Source organism: Exiguobacterium sp. SH3S1, assembly GCF_004337105.1.
In the GTDB taxonomy this organism is placed as follows: Bacteria; Bacillota; Bacilli; order Exiguobacteriales; family Exiguobacteriaceae; genus Exiguobacterium; species Exiguobacterium aurantiacum_A.
The window spans coordinates 353019-371103 of record NZ_SJUW01000001.1; the positions used below are offsets into that span (position 1 = coordinate 353019).

Here is an 18085-nt window from a genome sequence, read left to right on the forward strand (position 1 = left end):
CAAAGTTAAATCCTCCTCATCGTAATTTACGACTGATTGCTAGGCCATCACCGAGAGGCAAAATCGCGGTGTGATAATCGGTCCGTGCCATCAATTGCTCAGTAAACTGTTTTACGAGACGGACGAGCCGGCGTCTCCGACGGTCAAGAACTGACACGTCTTCGAGCAGGACGTCTCCTCTCAAAAACAAATTATCGCTGTAAATAGTACCACCAATTGGTACTAAAGCGCCATACCCATCAAAGAATTTTTGATATTGGCCTTTGGCTGCATCGATGAAAACCGCATCAAACGATCCTTCAATCGATCCAATCAGTTCGACCGCATCGCCGTGAATGACGGTGATCCGGTCCGAGACGCCCGACCGTCCGATAAAGCCGAGCGCTTCCTCGTAACGACGTGCGTTGCGTTCGATTGTAACGATCTCGGCCTCTGGCAACAGCTCAGCCATGCGGATCGCACTGTATCCGATCGCCGTCCCGACTTCAAGTATACGCTGCGGCCGTTGCATCGCGAGCAACGATAATAACACCTCTGAGCCGGTCAAGTCCATGATCGGCACGTGATGAACGCGCGCGAACTCTTCCATCTCCGCTAAGAGCGGTGACCGGTTTAAAATCAAGTCCTCCACGTATCCTTCATAGGATGAATGTTCCACGTCTTACACCTCTTACTCTCTATTCATTCAAACGACCGGAAGCCAAGGCCTCCGGTCGCATATCTATCAGTTGTTTGCTTCTTCGAACGCTTCCCATTCGGGGCGATATTTGTTGACGTTCTGTTGATGTGCCTCATATGTCACTTCAAACAGAACTTCTCCGCTCGGGAAACCTTCGCGAGGCGGCCGTGCGTAGAAATAAACGTTGTCTGTATCGTTCGGGTTGAGCGTCGCTACGAACGCGTCACGACTGACCGAGGCAATCGGACCAATCGGGATCCCAGGGTAACGGTACGTGTTATACAGTGAATCGTTTTGCAAATCATTGAACGACGTGAAAATTGACGTCTCGCCCGTTCCGTACCAAACGGTCGGGTCGGATTGCAACTTCATCCCGTCTGCAAGCCGGTTCTCAAACACGCCGGCAATCTCTTGACGGTCTTCTGTCGATACTGCTTCTTTTTCGATGACGGAAGCGAGGGCGAGCGTCTCGTGGAACGTACGTCCTGACGCCTCGACAGTATCAGCATACTCGAGATAAAGCTGTTCGGTCGGCTTGAGCATCTCATCGATGATTTGTGTGAGCGTGACACCTTTGTCGAACTCATACGTGGCCGGGAACAAGTAGCCTTCGAGCGGGTGATAAATCCCTTCTGCTAACACTTCTTCGGTCAACATCTCGTGTTCGGCGACGAGTGAACGGATATATTCCTGATCGCTCAGCTGTGCCGAAATCTCTTCTTTCGGAATTTCAGCCACGTTGGCGAGCCGCGCGATGACTTGATCGATTGTGAATCCTTCTGGAATGACGAGTTTGATGTCAGGTACGACGATCACTTTACCCGTCTTCAGCGTGGCGATCAACTCGTCAAGTGACTGTGACGGAGACAGCGTATACGTCCCCGCTTGGAACGATGACTCATTTTTAAACCGTGTGTATAAACGGAAAATCGTGCTACTCCTCACAAGTCCATTCTCTTCGAGCAGTTCGCCAATATAACCTGAGCCTGCACCGAGCGGAACCTCGACTTCGACTGTTTCGGACGAAGCGGGATCGATCGGCTCAAGTGACCGCTTTACGAATGCATACGAGACAGCGGCGCCCGTGGCGATGACAAGAAGAAAGACAGCAAGAATAATAACCGTGATGCGGCGAACGATCCGGCTACGTGCACGCTTCTCATCAGGCATCGATGGATGGTTCATGCGTGTTCTCCCCTGTTCTTCTGTATGAAGATGGGCGACGAGGGTTCACCCTAGCCGCCCGTCCACTTATTAGTCTAATCCGACTTCGTCGTTGACGATGTCGAACGCTTCCATCACTTCTTCAAAGTCGTCATCATCTTCGACGAGTTTCAAGATGAACTCACCATCTTCAAGTTCTTCGATTTCAAACGCGTAAACTTCGATTGTATCTTCATCTTCCGATTCTGGGTTACCGACTGGTTCGAGGACGACAAACGTCTTTTTCGAACGGTCGCTCGTCATACGGAAAATTTCTGCAAATAAATGCTCGTCTCCATTTTCATCTGGAATACGGTACATTTCTTCTTCACGACGGATTTCTGCCATGCGTAGTTCCTCCTTATTTCCCTGGACGATCCAGGTAATTTTGTAAAATCATGACGGCTGCCATCTTATCGATGACGGCCTTTCTCTTTTTACGGCTGACGTCTGCTGAAATGAGCATCCGCTCCGCTTGCATCGTCGTTAAACGTTCGTCGACGAGAACTGTCGGCAAACCAGTCGCCTCGGTGAGGGCGGCGGCAAACGCCTGTGACGCCTCACCCCGAGGACCGATCGTTGCGTTCATATTCTTCGGAAGACCAACGACGACTTCTTTCACATCGTACTGCTCGATAATCGGTCGAAGCAAACGAACAGCCTGTTCAAAGTCGGGTTCCGTCCAATAGACCGTCTCCACACCTTGCGCCGTCCAACCCATGAGATCGCTCACTGCGACCCCAATCGTCTTCGAACCGACATCAAGCCCCATAACTCGCTTCATATTAGTCCTCTTTCCGATCGTTCAAATACGATTTGACCAACTCTTCGAGCAGTTCATCTCGCTCAATTTTGCGAATCAAGTTTCGCGCATCGTTATGACGCGGAATGTAGGCAGGGTCACCTGACAACAAGTATCCGACGATTTGATTGATCGGTTGGTAGCCTTTTTCCTCGAGTGCTTGATACACCGTGATCAGTGTCTCCCGAGTATTGGCTCGATTATCATCTTCTGGAAAATTGAATTGCATCGTGCGATCCATTTGGCTCACAAGAATCCACCTCTTTCCGTTTGCACTTCACATTCTATTATGCCAGTGATTGAACGTAATGTGAAGCAAACTTCAATGCTTCGTCCAGTTTTGTCGCATCACGACCTCCGGCTTGCGCCATATCAGGACGGCCGCCGCCGCCTCCACCGCAACGAGTCGCGACTTCTTTAATCAATTTCCCGGCGTGGAAACCGCGGTCGTTCAAGTCTTTTGTCACACCTGCGACGAGGTTGACCTTGTCGCCGTTCGCTGATCCGAGAATAATGACGGCTGATCCAAGTTTTCCTTTCAACTCGTCGACCATGCCCCGGAGCGCATCCATATCTTGCCCGTCGACACGTTTAGCGATCAATTGGACGTCGCCGTACGTCTCGATCGAATCTGTGAGCGTTGACGCCTCGATGTTCGCAAGTTTGGCTTTCAACGACTCGGTCGCCCGTTCCGTCTCTTTCATTTCAACTTGAAGCGCTTGGACGCGAGTAGGCACTTCGAACGGTTTCGTCTTCAACAGTTTCGCAGCCGCTTCAAGCGTCTCGATATGTTGGTTCATGACTTCATACGCGCCAGCGCCTGTGACTGCCTCGATCCGGCGAGTCCCGGCCCCGATACCTGACTCAGACAAAATTTTGAACAATCCGATTTCAGCCGTGTTGGCGACGTGGCAACCTCCGCATAGCTCGACCGAGTAATCACCGGCCGCGACGACGCGGACGACGTCCCCGTACTTCTCTCCGAACAGCGCCATCGCTCCCTTCGCTTTTGCGTCGGCGATGTTCATCTCTTCGATATCGACACTGATCGATGCCCAAATCTTCTCGTTCACTTGACGTTCGATCGACTGGAGTTCTTCCGCTGTCACTTGACCGAAGTGCGAGAAGTCGAAGCGGAGACGGTCCGGTGTCACGAGGGATCCGGCTTGATTGACGTGCTCACCGAGCGTGTCTTTCAAAGCGCGGTGCAACAAGTGCGTCGCCGTATGGTTCTTGATGATCGCTTGGCGCTCGTCTTTATCGACCGTAGCTGTCACCGCGACCTCAGCCTTGGCGATTCCTGAATCGACGACGACCGCATGCAAGTTTTGACCGTTCGGTGCTTTTGATACACCCGTGACGCGCAAGACGAAGTCCGTCCCGACGATTCGGCCTTTGTCACCGACTTGACCGCCGCTCTCGGCGTAGAACGGGGTGTGGTCAAGGATGACTTGCGCCTCTTCTCCTGCCGCGACGACGTCCGCAAGCTCGCCGTTATGAATCAAGCTGACGATTTTCGCTTCAGACTCAAGGTCCGTGTACCCGACGAATGATGACGGGAGCTTGATGTCAGCGAGGACACCGGATTGAATTTGCATCGACTCGACGTCAGCACGCGCCGTACGGGCCCGTTCACGTTGTGCGTTCATCGCTTGCTTAAATCCATCCTCATCGACCGTCAACTTGTGATCTTCTGCGTATTCGATCGTCAACTCGAGCGGGAAGCCGTACGTGTCGTATAGACGGAACGCGTCTTCTCCACTGATCACGTTCGATCCAGTTGCTTTTTGTGCTTTCGCGACTTCGTTCAAGATCGCAAGGCCGTCGTGAAGCGTCTCGTGGAAGCGCTCCTCTTCGTTCTTGATGACTTTTTTGATGAAGTCCTTTTTCTCACTCACTTCTGGATAGAAGTCGACCATGATGTCGCCGACGACGTCGACGAGTTCAAACATGAACGGACGTTCGATCCCAAGCATCTTCGCATAACGGACGGCACGACGGAGCAGACGGCGCAACACGTAGCCGCGGCCTTCGTTTGACGGGAGTGCCCCGTCCCCGATCGCGAACGATACGGTCCGGATATGGTCGGCGATGACTTTGAACGCCACGTCTTTACTGTTGTTAGCCCGGTACGTCTCACCGCTGATTTTTTCTGTCTCGCGAATGATCGGCATGAACAAGTCGGTGTCGAAGTTCGTCGGCACGTCTTGAAGCACACTCGCCATTCGCTCGAGTCCCATCCCTGTATCAATGTTTTTACGCGGCAGCTCGGTATAGTTACCGTGACCGTCATGGTTGAACTGGCTGAAGACGATGTTCCAAATTTCAAGGTAACGCTCGTTTTCGCCGCCTGGATAAAGTTCTGGGTCGGTCGGGTCGTCACCGAACGCCGGGCCGCGGTCGAAGAAGATCTCCGTATTCGGGCCAGACGGGCCTTCGCCGATCTCCCAGAAGTTTTCTTTGAGCGGGATGATCCGGTCAGCAGGAACACCTAACTCGAGCCAAATTTGTTTCGCTTCCTCGTCGTCCGGGTGAATCGTTACCGACAAAAAGTCCGGGTCAAGCCCGTACCAGTCGTCGCTCGTGAGTAGTTCCCAACCCCATTTGATGGCGTCTTCGCGGAAATATTCACCGACCGAGAAGTTCCCGAGCATCTCGAAGAACGTATGGTGACGCGCCGTCTTCCCGACGTTCTCGATATCGTTCGTCCGAATCGACTTCTGGGCGTTGACGATACGCGGGTTTGCCGGAATGACGCGGCCGTCAAAATATTTTTTAAGCGTCGCGACGCCTGAGTTGATCCAAAGAAGTGTCGGGTCCTCGACCGGTACGAGTGAGGCACTCGGCTCGACCGCGTGTCCTTTTGACTTAAAGAAATCTAAATACATTTGGCGAATCTCGGCGCCAGTTAATGGTTTGAGCGGTTTCATCAACAATTCCTCCTTATTCTGAACGAAACGAAAAAAAAGCGATGCCCATCCCTGTGGAAAGGGACGAAAGCATCGCTTCGTGGTACCACCCTCGTTCGCACGGATTTACCGTGCCTCGAAACATCCGATAACGCGGATGAGACGCCCAGGGTGAGTGGGGACTCCAGACTAGCTTCGGTCGACCGACCCCCATCTTCTCACAGCCTAGGAAGATGTCTCTGGTGAGGCGGTTACGACGTACTCATTTCCTTCATCGTCTTTAATCGTTTCAGTTTTCTATTGGTCATTATCACATGTCAGAAACCAGACGTCAAGACTTGCCGCCAAGCCGTTCGACGAGTTTTGTCCGCCGCACCGGCTCTTCTTCCCGCGTCGCCGCCTCGAGCGCCCGGACGTCGCCGAACAAGAGCAAACTCTTCTTCGCCCGCGTGACGGCCGTATAGATCAAGTTGCGCGACGAGCGGAAGCCGCCGTTGAAGAAGACGGGCATGAGTACGATCGGAAACTCGGAGCCTTGCGACTTATGGATCGTGATCGCATAGGCGTGGGTGAACTGGTCCCATTCGCTGCGGTTGTATTCGACCTCGGTCTGGTCGAAGCGGATGTAAATCTTATCGACTTTGTCGACGTTCTCTTTGGCGAAGAAGATGTTCGTGATCTCGCCGATGTCACCGTTATAGACGTTCTCTTCGGCGTTGTTGACGAGTTGGAGCACTTTGTCGCCGCTCCGGTACGTCCGATTGCCGTGTTTTACTTCCCTTGCCGCCGACTTCGGATTGAACACGTTTTGGAGCGCCTCGTTCAACCCATCGATGCCGCACACCCCCCGATACGTCGGGGCGAGCACTTGGATATCGAACGGCGAATAGCCTTTTCGCAGTGCGGCGCCGGCCATCTGACAGATCGCCTGCAGCGCCGTCTCTTGGTTCGCTGTATAGAAGCGGCGGTCCGGCAACGCCGCGAGCAAGTCGTCCGGCATTTGTTTCGCGTTGAGCGCGTGCGCCAGACGCAGGATGCTCGATTCGGACGCCTGGCGATGGACGACGTCGAGCCGGACGACAGGGATGCCGCCGGTCGCCATCAAGTCGGCGAGCACTTGGCCCGGTCCGACCGACGGGAGTTGATCACGGTCACCGACGAACAAGATTTTCATCCCGTTCGGCACGGCCCGCAATAGGCTGCGGAACAAGAAGATATCGATCATCGACGCCTCGTCGACGATCAACACTTTGCCGACGAGCGGGTTCGTGTCATCGACTTGGAACGAGCTACCGTCAAACTTGAGCAACCGATGAATCGTCGAGGCCGGCAGCCCGGTCGATTCACTGAGCCGCTTGGCAGCGCGTCCGGTCGGTGCGGCGAGGACGAACGGGAACGGTTGGTTCGGTACCGGCTCGAGTTTCCAATCGAACACGTCGCTGAGCGCGTGGATGATGCCGCGGACGACGGTCGTCTTCCCTGTTCCCGGTCCGCCGGTGAGCACCATGAGCGGGGACTTCAAGGCGAGCTCGATCGCTTCGCGCTGTTGTTTGGCGTACTCGATCGAGAACATCTCCTCGACCCGGCCGACCGCATCAAAGATCGTCGTCATATCGACGTCTTCCGTCGTCGATGTCGACATGATCCGGGCCAGTTCTTCGGCTGCTTTGCGTTCAGCCCGGTAGATGCGCGGATGATAGACGACGCCGTCCTCGACGATGATCCGTTCGTCCTTGACGAGCGTCTCGAGCGCGCCGTTGAGCGCCTCGCCCGGGTCGCCGCCGATGATGCGCGGCATCTCGTTCGCGAGTTGATCGGCCGTGACGAACAAGTGTCCGTTCCCTTGCTCGAGTTCGAGCACATACAATACCGCCGCCGCGATCCGCTCCGGATGGATGCCTTGAATCCCGAAGTGGGCGGCGATGGCGTCGGCCGTCTTGAAGCCGATGCCTTGCACGTCATACATGAGCGCGTATGGATTCTTTTCAATCGTCTCCATGGCCCGACCTTCATACTCTTTATGAATCTTCGAGGCGAGTCGCGGTGTCACGTCGAACGGGGCTAAAAACAGCAACAGCTGGTCGACCCCGTATAAGACGTTCAACCGCTCGGTGATGACGCGGGCTTGTTTTTCTTTCAACCCTTCGACTTTCGATAAGACATCGGGATGCTTGACGATCTGGTCGATACAATCGTCACCGAGCGTGTCCGCGATTTTTTGTGCCGTCTTTTGGCCAATCCCCGGAAACGATCCGTTCGTCAAAAAACGGACAGCGGCTCGCTTCGTCATCGGGACGACGCGGCGGATCCAATCCGCTTTCATCTGTTTGCCAAACCGTGGATGGTCGACGAGACGGCCGTGCGCTTTGTACGTCTCGCCTTTCTCAATGCCGACACCGACGCCGGCGATGACCATTTCGGTCTCGTCTGTCTCAAAATTTTTCTCTTTTATACGTACGAGCGCAATGGTATGCGCTTCTTCTTCCGATTGAAACAGGACGCGGATGACTTTTCCTGTCAACTCGTAAGGTGCTGCTATCATTCGAGCCACCTCCAGCTAGTTTTCCATTCCCCATTATAGCCCGAGTTCGAACGGTAGAACAAATCGACTAACTGAATAGATTCAAGATTTGCTCGAGTTGATCGAGATTGAGCCGCTCGAGCAGCCGAATCAATTGGTCGATATCGACCCGATTTAAGATGCGTTCGAGTTGCTCCAAGTCGACGGTCTCTAGCAACCGCTCGAACCGTTCGAGTTCACCTGAGTTGACGTATCCTTCAAGCCGGTCGAATAGCTCGGTCCGCTCGATGCGGAACAGCTGCTCGAGTGACGGCCGTTGAATGAAGAAGACGAGCCCGGCGGCCGCTACGTGGACACCCCAGTTGAGAACGACGTGACCGAGCCGTACCGTCTGTCCGACGAACGGGATGAGCGGGATGAACGAGAGTTGCAAGACGATGATGACGAGTTGAACATACGGGTTCGGGATGAACCAGGCGGTGAGCGCGAGCAGTGCTGGGACGACCCACGCCACACCGACCGTCCCGAGCGTCTTGGTCCACGACCGGTTTGATGACAACAGCCAATGCATGAGGATCCCGATGACGAGGAACGTCACAAATAATAACAAGAGCGTCGACGTCGCCCGCTCTGACTCGACGACGACCCGGTACAACAGATTGTTCGTCCATTCTCCCGTGGCAAGCCGTTCATCGACCGCTGTAAATAAACGTCCGAGCATGAACCATTCGACAATGAAAAATACGACGACACTAAATAAACTAAGTATGCGCATGATGTCTCCCCTTTCTAGCGTTCCCCTTCTTTTCCCCGAACCTGAAACAAGCTATGCACGTTTTTCGGTGAATCAAAGCGGGAACTGTCGAAGTGAAACCATGAAGGAGGAAACAATGATGACGAAACGGCTACCAATCAGTGGACTATGTGAACTCGTCTTAGAAGTGACCGACATGACGGAGGCCGTCGATTTTTGGCACGGAAAGCTCGGTCTGCCGGTCGTCGAGCAATGGGTCGGCGATGACGCCGAACCGAGTGCGTCGCAAGAAGGGGCGAACGAACCATGGGCGACATGGCTGTACGTCGGCGGCAATACGCGGCTCGGTCTATGGCTGAAGCGTGACTTTACGACAGACGAGGAAGAAAATCGCCAGCAGCAAGTGACCGAATGGGACACACTGTATGACGAAGGCGGCACCCACGTCCATTGCGCCTTTTTCGTGCCGATGAACTCGTTCGATCAAGCGCTCGAGGTGCTCGAGGCGTCAGCGATCCCGACGAAGCTGCGGACGTGGGACGAGGACGAGACGGTCAACGGCAAAGAGCGCTCGGCCTACTTTAAAGACCCGAGCAAGAACGTCATCGAATTGTATACGAAAAATATGGACGAGGCGTACGGCGAGTTTGCCGGCGAGCCGGTGAAGATCACGACGAAACAGCTATGATTCAAATTAAGTTGAAGTAAACCACGTGATAAGATGAGAGAAACTGGAAAAGGACGTGACTTATGAAAGCTGTCTCGCTTCTTACTGCGGCTTGCCTCGGCTTGTTGACGTATTTGCTTTACTTTGTGATTGATGCGTTTCCCACGCTCGATCGACCGACCTCTTTTTTCACACTTACCTTGTTATCATTCGTGGCGATATTCGTGATCTTGATCGACGGTGTGCGTAAGTCTAAATCGGGTGGCCCGGTCATGTGGAGCTATATCGCTCTCGCCTGCACACTCCTGCTCGCGGCTGGGAATCTTTTCATCTGGTTCATCGGACGATTGGCCATCTAGACAATTCGTACGTCAAAAAAGTGCCTTCGCATGTCGCGAAGGCACTTTTGTTTAGTGTCGATTCAATTCCCGAGCAACGCATCCATCTTCGCTTTCGCGTCACGCGCGAGCTCATGGTCCGGTTGCAGTTCGAGTACGCGTTCAAGTTCGGCGTACGTCTTGTCCTGCTCTCCGAGGAACGCATAGGCGATCGCCAAATTGTAGCGGGCGTCGGTATGCGACGCATCCAAGTCGAGCGTGTCTTCGAGTGCTTCGACCGCCATGTCGAGCTGCTCGTTTTGCGCGAGCGCGAGACCGTATTGGAACGTGATCTCGACGTCTTCCGGCGCTTGCGCTTTCGCTTCACGAAGTCGCGGCAACGCGCGGACGAAGTCGCCCATCGCCTTGTACGTCAAGCCGAGCATAAAGTGCAAGTCTGCATCATTCATGCCGGAAAGGAGCGCTTGTCGAAGCGACGCTTCGGCCAAGTCGACTTGTTCGAGCTCATAGGCGAGCGCGCCTTTCGCGTAATGGGCCGCACCGAACGCATTGTCGAGTTCGAGCGCCTTGTCGTAAAAGACGACCGCCCGTTCATGGTCACCGATCGCTTGAAGCAGTGTGCCCATGTTGACGTAACCGGTCGGGTCCGTCGGGTTCGCCTCGATGGCGTCGTTGAAATGTTTGGCCGCTTGTTCAAATTCACCTTGCTGCATCGCTTGGATGCCTTGTTCGTTTGCGTTCACTGTCATCACCTCATCCGATATAGTCGAGTTGTTTCCCGTTAATATACGCTTTGTCGATCGTCGCCCCGCCTAGACAGATATCGCCGTCATAAAAGACGACGGCTTGTCCTGGCGTGATGGCACGTTGTGGCTCATCAAATTTGACGAGTACTTCGCCACCTTCGAGCGGCGCGATCGTTACCGGCACGTCTTGTTGACGATAGCGGAACTTCGCCGTCGCCCGGAATTCCGCCTCAGGAGCCGAGCCGGTCCACGATAATTGTGACGCGAAGAGCGCGTCTGAATAGAGCGCGTCGTGATGGAAGCCTTGGCCGACGTAGAGGATGTTCTTCTCGACGTCTTTCCCGACGACGAACCACGGCTCTCCGTCTCCACCGATGCCGAGACCATGCCGCTGACCGAGCGTGTAATACATGAGCCCGTCGTGGCGTCCTTTCACAACCCCGTCGAGCGTCTGCATCTCACCTGGTTGTGACGGCAAATATTGACCGAGGAACTCTTTGAAGTTCCGTTCACCGATGAAGCAGATGCCGGTCGAATCTTTCTTCTTCGCCGTCGCGAGTCCAGCAGTCTCGGCGATGACACGGACGTCTTTTTTGTCCATGTGCCCGATCGGGAACATCGTCCGCGCGAGTTGGTCTTGCGACAATTGGTTCAAGAAGTACGTTTGATCCTTGTTGTCATCTTTCCCACGCAACAGGCGGTGCTCGCCGTCGACGAACTCGACGCGGGCGTAATGCCCTGTCGCGACGAAGTCGGCCCCGAGTCGGAGCGCATGATCAAGGAACGCCTTAAACTTGATCTCTTTGTTACACATGACGTCCGGGTTTGGCGTCCGCCCGAGGCGATACTCGGCTAAGAAATATTCAAAGACGCGGTCCCAATATTCTTTCTCGAAGTTGACCGCGTAGTACGGGATCCCGATTTGGTTGGCGACCGCGATGACGTCCTCATAGTCTTCTGTCGCCGTGCAGAATCCAGACTCATCCGTATCATCCCAGTTTTTCATAAAGATCCCGATGACGTTATACCCTTGCTCTTTTAACAGATGGGCCGTCACCGAAGAATCGACGCCGCCTGACATCCCGACGACGACCGTCGTGTCTCCAGGGGCTTTTGTTCGTAAGTTCATCTATCTCACTCCGTTCATAAATGTCGAGACGACCTCATGTAGTCGTTCGGCGAGCCGTGTCACGTCATCGACCGTGTTGCCCAGTCCAAAACTGATGCGGACCGATTGTTTCGTCCGGTCAGATTGACCGTACATGGCCGTCAGCACGTGCGACGGCTCAATCGTTCCAGCCGTGCAGGCACTGCCGCTCGAAATGGCATAACCACGCATATCCATCATGATCAGGAACGGCTCAAGCTCGATGCCCGGCAGGTACAAGTTGACGATGTGCGGCAAGCGGTTCGCCCCGTTCACTTCGTACTCGACGCCAAGTTCATCAAGCGTGTGTAGCAACGTGTCAGCCATCTCTCGGTAAGCTGTCACCCGCTCGTTCCGTTCGGCCATGACCAGTTCGGCCGCTCGGCTAAATCCGACGGCACCCGGAACGTTTTCCGTGCCGGCTCGACGTTTCCGTTCTTGTTGTCCTCCAAAAGAACGCGTCGCTAATTTTACACCTGTTTTTATAAAAAGAAAACCGATACCTTTCGGACCGTTCACTTTATGTGCCGACGCCGACAACAAGTCGACGCCGAGCGCGTGCACGTCGATCGTTTCTGTGCCGAGCGCCTGGACCGCGTCCGTATGGAACAACGTATCCCGGTCGGCTAGCAAGCCCCCGATGTCAGCAATCGGTTGGATTGTCCCGACCTCGTTATTGCCGTACATGACCGAGACGAGGATCGTATCGTCACGGAGCGCGTCTTTGAGCGCAGCGACCGATACGGCACCGGACTCGTCGACGTCTAAGTACGTCACGTCGAACCCTTCACGCTCGAGTTGCTCCATCGCATGCAAGACGGCGTGGTGCTCGACTTTCGTCGTGATCACATGCTTCCCTTTGTGTTGGTTCGCATAAGCCGCGCCGAACAAGGCGTAATTGTCTGACTCGGTCCCGCCCGACGTGAAGACGATCTCGTTTGGCGTCGCACCGATCCATGTCGCGAGCGTCCGGCGTGACGCGTCGAGTGCCGCCCGAGCTTTCCGGCCGACACCATGTATGCTCGACGGATTGCCGTACTGCTCTAAAAAATAGGGAGTCATCGTCTCGAGCACCTCAGGACGCATCGGCGTCGTGGCCGCGTGGTCAAAATAGTTCATATCCGTTCACCTCATCATTAAATATAGAACATGTAGCCTTCTGAATCTTCTTCCGCGAGATCGGCGAGTGTCGTTTCTTCTAACACCGTCTCGATCGCCGCTTTGATCTTGTCCCAAAGTTTTCGCTTCACGGCGTCGTCCGTCTCCGAGTCTTCGACGATCGTCAGCGGGCCTTCGAGCAATCGAATGATCTCACCGGCCGTGATATCGCGCGGTGATTTGACGAGCTGATAACCGCCGTAGGCACCGCGGACACTTTTGACGAGACCGCCGTTACGGAGCGGGCCGATCAATTGTTCCAAGTAATGTTCTGGCAGTTCATGGCGCGCCGCGATTTTCTTCAAACTGAGCGGTTTGCTGTCCGTCTCACGGGCAAGCGCGATCATGATCGTTAAACCATAACGGCCTTTAGTAGATATTTTCATATTGGTTTCTCCTTCTGTTATACTGTTCGAACAAACGTTTGTCGAAAGGAACGTGTCCGTATGAGTGATTTATTTCAACAATCGAATAGCGGGCCGCTCGCCAACCGGATGCGCCCGGAGACATTAGACGAAGTCATCGGTCAACGCCACATCATCGGTGAAGGCAAGCTGTTGCGCCGCGCCATCGAGGCCGACCGGCTCGGCACCATTATTCTTTATGGTCCGCCCGGCACTGGCAAGACGACGCTCGCTCGCGTCATTTCAAACTATACGAAAGCGACGTTTGTTCAATTGAACGCCGTCACGGCAAAACTAGATGAGCTGCGGAGCGTCATCCGTGCAGCCGAATCTCGTTTTGATTTCGAGCAAGAGCGGACGATTTTATTTTTAGACGAGATCCATCGTTTCAATAAACTGCAACAAGATGCGTTGCTCCCGGCGCTAGAGGCCGGCAAGCTCGTCTTGATCGGGGCGACGACCGAAAATCCAAGTTTCGAGGTCAATGCGGCGCTATTGTCGCGCGCGACCGTGTTTCGGCTCGAGCCGCCTGGACAAGACGAGCTCCGGGTCGTGCTTGAGCGTGCGCTCGCCGACAAGAAAGGGCTCGGCAACTACCCGGTTGAAATCGAAGACGCGGCCGTTGACCATTATATCAAAATGGCGGACGGTGACTACCGTGTCTTGTTGAACGCGCTCGAACTGGCCGTCTTGACGACGCCGGAAGTCGACGGCAAGATCCAAATCACGCTCGACGTCGCCGAAGAGTCGATCCAACAAAAAGCCATCAAATACGATAAGACGGGCGACCGACACTATGACGTCATCTCGGCGTTCATCAAGTCGATCCGCGGCTCGGACCCGGACGCCGCCCTGTACTGGCTCGCCGTCATGATCGAGGCGGGCGAATCGCCGCGCTTTATCATGCGTCGCCTGTACGTTCACGCGGCCGAAGATATCGGTCTCAGCGACCCGAACGCGCTCGTCATCGTCGACGCGGCCGCACGGGCGAGCGAACATATCGGGTTCCCGGAGGCACGCATCCCGATGGCCGAGGCCGTCCTCTATCTGGCGACGGCACCGAAGTCGAACGCCGTCATCACCGCGATCGACAAGGCGATCCATCACGTCCGGACGGTCGAAGGTGGTCCCGTCCCGGTCCATCTCCGTGACGCGCATAGCCCTGGGGCACGCGAGCTCGGTAATGGCGCCGGCTACAAATATCCACATGACGAGAAAGACGGGTACGTCCCGCAAAACTACTGGCCGGAAAACTTGGCCCGGAAACGTCCTAAATATTATACACCGACGAGCCGTGGCTTCGAGCAACAACTCCAAAAACGGCTCGACTATTGGGAAAAACGACGCTGACTCTTCGAGAGTCGGCGTCGTTTTCTTAGTTCTGGATGCGATTGATCTCGACACCAGCCGTCTCGAGCATTTGATTGATGACGTACCCGGCGGCGACGAGTCCTGCGACCGACGGCACGAACGCGTTCGAGCTCGGTGGCATCTTCGCTTTACGGATCGGGGCGTCTTTCTTACCGACGACCTCGTTCACGTCCTCGCGCGTCACGATCGGTGACTCGTCCGAGAACACGACCGGCACGCCTTTATAGATGTTATGTTTACGCAAACGCGTCCGCACCATCTTCGCGATCGGATCGTATGACGTGTCTTTAATGTCGATGACTTGAATCCGGGTCGGGTCCATCTTGTTGGCCATCCCCATGCTCGAGATGACCGGGATACCGCGACGTTTACACTCGACGATCAAATGGATCTTATAGATGATCGTATCTGACGCGTCGATGACGAAATCGACGTTTTGAGCGAAGAACTCTTCGAACGTCTCTTCGGTATAAAACATCTTCAACTGGACGAGTTCGACGTCCGGATTGATGTCGAGCAGACGCGCCCCCATCGCCTCGACTTTCGGTTGTCCGACTGTCGACAAGAGCGCGTGGATTTGACGATTGACGTTCGTGATGTCAATATCGTCCTTATCGACGAGCACGATCCGACCGACCCCGCTCCGGGCAAGCGCTTCGGCCGCGAACGAGCCGACACCGCCGACGCCAAGAATGGCGACCGTCTTCCCTTTCAACGTTTCAATACCTTCTTGACCGATAGCCAACTCATTACGTGAAAACTGGTGTAACATAAGCTTCCTCCAAATTAATACTATTTTTTCACACTATTTTACTCGGAATTATAATCAAAAAAAAGACGTCTAGCGACGTTTTTACAATAAAATCGATGGGGCCCGGAGTGCCGTGACGATGCCCTGCTTTTGAACCTGCTTAAGCAGGTGGGTGATCTAGCGTCCCCTTCACAAGTCCTCCTGCACGTGATGAGGCAGTTGATCCGGCTGGCAGTTCGATCTCCCGTATTCAAAGTGTTGGCTCAAAATAACGAAGGCGGCTCTCGTACACCTCAGGTATCCCATCTGTTGTCCTTACTATAGCACTACCTGTAAAAAGAAGTCAATCAGAAACCACGATTTCTAGTGACGGTTTCGTCACATCCACGTGTCACGAAACGCACGCGTCGGGTCATACGTATCTTGTTGGCGTGAGACGTTGAAACGCCGGTCGCGTGAATCGTTGCCGACACCGGCCTGATACGCCCAATTGCCATAATTGCTGGCGACGTCATAGTCGATGAGCATCGCTTCGAAGTAGGCCGCACCATAGCGCCAATCTTGTCCGAGCTCTTTGGCGAAATAGCTCGCGACGATTTGCCGGCCCCGGTTCGACATCCATCCCGTCGTGTTCAATTCGCGCATGAACGCGTCGACGAACGCGACGCCCGTCTCGCCTTGCTGCCACCGATGAATCACGTCCTCGTCCATTTTCCACGCCTTGTCCTTCGAACGTATCCCTTGGCGACGGAACAACCGCTTCCCTTGCTCGAGCGCGACCCATTGGAAAAACTCGCGCCACAACAGTTCAAAATAGAGCCAATATGTCGACTCGTTCGCCCCGTGCTGTCGTTCATGAAGCTCTAGTTCATGGAGCACACGCCGCGGCGAGAGCGAACCATTGGCAAGAAAAGCCGACAACTTGGATGAGTCGTCGACCCCAAAGCCGTTCCGTGTCTCTTTATACGTGCGGACGGGACCTGCCAAATAGTCGCTCAGACGTTTCCGCCCCGACGTCTCGCCGCCTTGAAACGGGAATGCGGACCGGGCGTCAAGCATCGGACGCTCGAACGGGACAGGAAACGGGAGCGGACGCGACTGACCTGAGCTCGTCCGCTCGATCAGCTGTTCAGGACGGGCATCGTCCTCGACCGCTTTTCGGAACTCGGTGAACAAAAACGGCATCTTTTTAAACGGGATTTCGGTGCGTGGGTACAGTGTGAACCCGTCGAACGATTGCCACTCCCCTTGCCAACGCGCGATGACGTCTTTTTCAAGCAATCGTTCGTTCAATCCGATCGACCGTTGAAACAACAGCCGGTCTGTCGGGTCGAGGATGTCGAGCGGATGACCGACATGGACATGGAGCGGGATCCCGAGCGCGTCGAGCGATCCGGCCAAGTCTTCTAGCGACTCTTTTAAAAATTGAAGCCGTCTGTCCCCGAGCGGGATGACGCCGAAACGATTTTCGTTCAGCTCGTCCTCCCTTATAAAGTAATGCCCCTCGATCGCTTCATCATGTTTTTGCGCCTCTTCGAGTGGCCGATGGTCATCGATCCGTAAATCGTTCTGATACCAAATAATCGTCTTCATATTCTTCGCCTCCTGGCTCTATTATGCGTGATGCATCTGCCATCAATCGTGTCGAACCTGTTCGAAATATGTTTTCATTTCCGCAACGTGTGGAATATAACTCTTTAGAGAAGAGAAAGGGGTGCAACAACATGGCTAGAAAAGGAAAATTCGGTACACTCATCAAAGTCGCGACGGCGGTCGCTCCGTTCGTCTACAATTATTATAAAAAGAACAAAGCAAAAAAAGCAGAAACACCTAAAAAATAATCAATGGCGTCTCAGCCAAGCTGAGGCGTTTTTTTCTTGCCTTGAAACCAATTATGATATGATGATGGAACATTTTAGGGGATCGAGGCGACCAATATGCAGGCGGTATGGATACAATCTTTACGAATCAGTTTGAAGTGGGCGTTGTTCATGGGCGGTTTGTTCCTGCTCGCCCTCGGATCGTCGATGATGATCACGGCCGACCTCGGCGTCTCGACGTGGGACGTGCTCCATCTCGGGCTCGCCCGACACACGCCGCTCTCGGTCGGGACGATCATCCTCCTCGTCGGCCTGTTGCTCGTCTTATGCAAATACATATTGGACCGCATCCGACCCCAGTTCGGGACGCTCGTCAACGCCGTCTTCGTCGGCGTGTTCATGAACTTGATCCTTGACCACCACTTGTTGCCGACGCTCGACGGCACCGCACTCAATATCGCCTGGCTCGTCCTCGGAATCTTCGTCATCGGCATGGGCGCCGGGCTGTATGTCGCCATCGGTTACGGCGCCGGCCCGCGTGACGGACTGACGCTCGCCTTGGCCGACCGTTTCAATACGTCGGTCCGCATGATGCGGACGTGGATGGAGCTTTCCGCTTGCTTGATCGGCTGGGCGCTCGGCGGTCCCGTCTTTTTCGGGACGGTGCTGTCGATTTTCTTGATCGGTCCGTTCTTCCAGTTTTGGCTCGAACAGTTCCGCCGGCTCGTCTCGGTCATCGACCGGGCGAAAGCCGATATCGCCTGAAATTAAGAGAGGAAATCGGACTCCAAGGGGTCCGATTTCCTCTCTTTGCT

Annotated in this window: 18 protein-coding genes and 1 other RNA gene; 4 read left to right on the forward strand and 15 right to left on the reverse strand. The window is 54.5% G+C overall.

From position 1 onward, the window contains the following. Window positions 1-16: 16 nt before the first annotated feature. The 8 genes from EVJ26_RS01815 to EVJ26_RS01850 form a co-directional block, all read right to left on the reverse strand. Window positions 17-658 carry an O-methyltransferase gene (locus EVJ26_RS01815; RefSeq protein ID WP_131457319.1) on the reverse strand — a complete coding sequence of 214 codons (642 nt, stop codon included), beginning with the start codon at window positions 656-658 and terminating at the stop codon, window positions 17-19. 66 nt (window positions 659-724) lie between these two features. Next, complete coding sequence (gene mltG / locus EVJ26_RS01820; protein WP_131457321.1) at window positions 725-1864, reverse strand: endolytic transglycosylase MltG; 1140 nt, start codon at window positions 1862-1864, stop codon at window positions 725-727. A 69-nt stretch (window positions 1865-1933) separates the two neighbouring features. Further along, window positions 1934-2230, reverse strand: a complete 297-nt coding sequence (locus EVJ26_RS01825; protein WP_016508787.1) for a DUF1292 domain-containing protein — start codon at window positions 2228-2230, stop codon at window positions 1934-1936. Window positions 2231-2243: 13 nt separating this feature from the next. Further along, window positions 2244-2666: a Holliday junction resolvase RuvX gene (gene ruvX, locus EVJ26_RS01830; RefSeq protein ID WP_070327649.1), complete on the reverse strand. Its 423-nt coding sequence runs from the start codon at window positions 2664-2666 to the stop codon at window positions 2244-2246. 1 nt (window position 2667) lies between these two features. Continuing rightward, on the reverse strand, window positions 2668-2934 hold the full coding sequence (locus tag EVJ26_RS01835) for an IreB family regulatory phosphoprotein (RefSeq protein WP_035386073.1): 267 nt from the start codon (window positions 2932-2934) through the stop codon (window positions 2668-2670). A 37-nt stretch (window positions 2935-2971) separates the two neighbouring features. Continuing rightward, entirely contained in the window at window positions 2972-5614 is a 2643-nt protein-coding gene (gene alaS / locus EVJ26_RS01840; RefSeq protein ID WP_131457323.1) for an alanine--tRNA ligase, read from the reverse strand. 310 nt (window positions 5615-5924) lie between these two features. After that, a complete protein-coding gene (gene recD2, locus EVJ26_RS01845) occupies window positions 5925-8135 on the reverse strand; it encodes an SF1B family DNA helicase RecD2 (protein ID WP_201738310.1) in 2211 nt (736 codons plus the stop codon). A gap of 67 nt (window positions 8136-8202) precedes the next feature. After that, a complete protein-coding gene (locus EVJ26_RS01850; protein WP_131468661.1) occupies window positions 8203-8889 on the reverse strand; it encodes a magnesium and cobalt transport protein CorA in 687 nt (228 codons plus the stop codon). Window positions 8890-9007: 118 nt separating this feature from the next. Between EVJ26_RS01850 and EVJ26_RS01855 the strand changes: the two genes are divergently transcribed. Together EVJ26_RS01855 and EVJ26_RS01860 are read left to right on the forward strand one after the other, a co-directional pair. Next, entirely contained in the window at window positions 9008-9556 is a 549-nt protein-coding gene (locus tag EVJ26_RS01855) for a VOC family protein (protein WP_236633982.1), read from the forward strand. Window positions 9557-9618: 62 nt separating this feature from the next. Next, window positions 9619-9894 carry a hypothetical protein gene (locus EVJ26_RS01860; protein WP_131457329.1) on the forward strand — a complete coding sequence of 92 codons (276 nt, stop codon included), beginning with the start codon at window positions 9619-9621 and terminating at the stop codon, window positions 9892-9894. Window positions 9895-9956: 62 nt separating this feature from the next. On the opposite strand, the gene EVJ26_RS01865 is transcribed toward EVJ26_RS01860, so the two are convergent. From EVJ26_RS01865 to cymR, 4 genes are read right to left on the reverse strand one after another with little or no spacing between them, the layout of a single operon-like run. Then, window positions 9957-10622 carry a tetratricopeptide repeat protein gene (locus tag EVJ26_RS01865; RefSeq protein ID WP_201738311.1) on the reverse strand — a complete coding sequence of 222 codons (666 nt, stop codon included), beginning with the start codon at window positions 10620-10622 and terminating at the stop codon, window positions 9957-9959. A 4-nt stretch (window positions 10623-10626) separates the two neighbouring features. After that, window positions 10627-11748 (reverse strand): tRNA 2-thiouridine(34) synthase MnmA, encoded by a 1122-nt coding sequence (gene mnmA, locus EVJ26_RS01870; RefSeq protein ID WP_131468654.1) that lies wholly within the window; start codon window positions 11746-11748, stop codon window positions 10627-10629. Further along, entirely contained in the window at window positions 11749-12885 is a 1137-nt protein-coding gene (locus EVJ26_RS01875; protein ID WP_131457335.1) for a cysteine desulfurase family protein, read from the reverse strand. 17 nt (window positions 12886-12902) lie between these two features. After that, entirely contained in the window at window positions 12903-13310 is a 408-nt protein-coding gene (cymR, locus tag EVJ26_RS01880) for a cysteine metabolism transcriptional regulator CymR (protein ID WP_131468652.1), read from the reverse strand. A 60-nt stretch (window positions 13311-13370) separates the two neighbouring features. On the opposite strand from cymR, the gene EVJ26_RS01885 reads away from it, so the two are divergent. Continuing rightward, on the forward strand, window positions 13371-14678 hold the full coding sequence (locus tag EVJ26_RS01885) for a replication-associated recombination protein A (protein ID WP_131457337.1): 1308 nt from the start codon (window positions 13371-13373) through the stop codon (window positions 14676-14678). Between the two features lie 25 nt (window positions 14679-14703). Here the strand turns inward: EVJ26_RS01885 and EVJ26_RS01890 are convergent, their stop codons facing one another. The 3 genes from EVJ26_RS01890 to EVJ26_RS01900 form a co-directional block, all read right to left on the reverse strand. Continuing rightward, complete coding sequence (locus tag EVJ26_RS01890) at window positions 14704-15471, reverse strand: tRNA threonylcarbamoyladenosine dehydratase (RefSeq protein ID WP_131468650.1); 768 nt, start codon at window positions 15469-15471, stop codon at window positions 14704-14706. Window positions 15472-15566: 95 nt separating this feature from the next. Further along, a non-coding RNA gene (ssrS, locus tag EVJ26_RS01895) (6S RNA) lies at window positions 15567-15753 on the reverse strand. 75 nt (window positions 15754-15828) lie between these two features. Next, a complete protein-coding gene (locus EVJ26_RS01900) occupies window positions 15829-17043 on the reverse strand; it encodes a DASH family cryptochrome (RefSeq protein ID WP_131469635.1) in 1215 nt (404 codons plus the stop codon). 344 nt (window positions 17044-17387) lie between these two features. Here EVJ26_RS01900 and EVJ26_RS01905 point away from each other — a divergent pair, with 344 nt between their 5' ends. After that, window positions 17388-18035: a YczE/YyaS/YitT family protein gene (locus tag EVJ26_RS01905; protein WP_131469636.1), complete on the forward strand. Its 648-nt coding sequence runs from the start codon at window positions 17388-17390 to the stop codon at window positions 18033-18035. The last annotated feature ends 50 nt before the right edge of the window (window positions 18036-18085 follow it).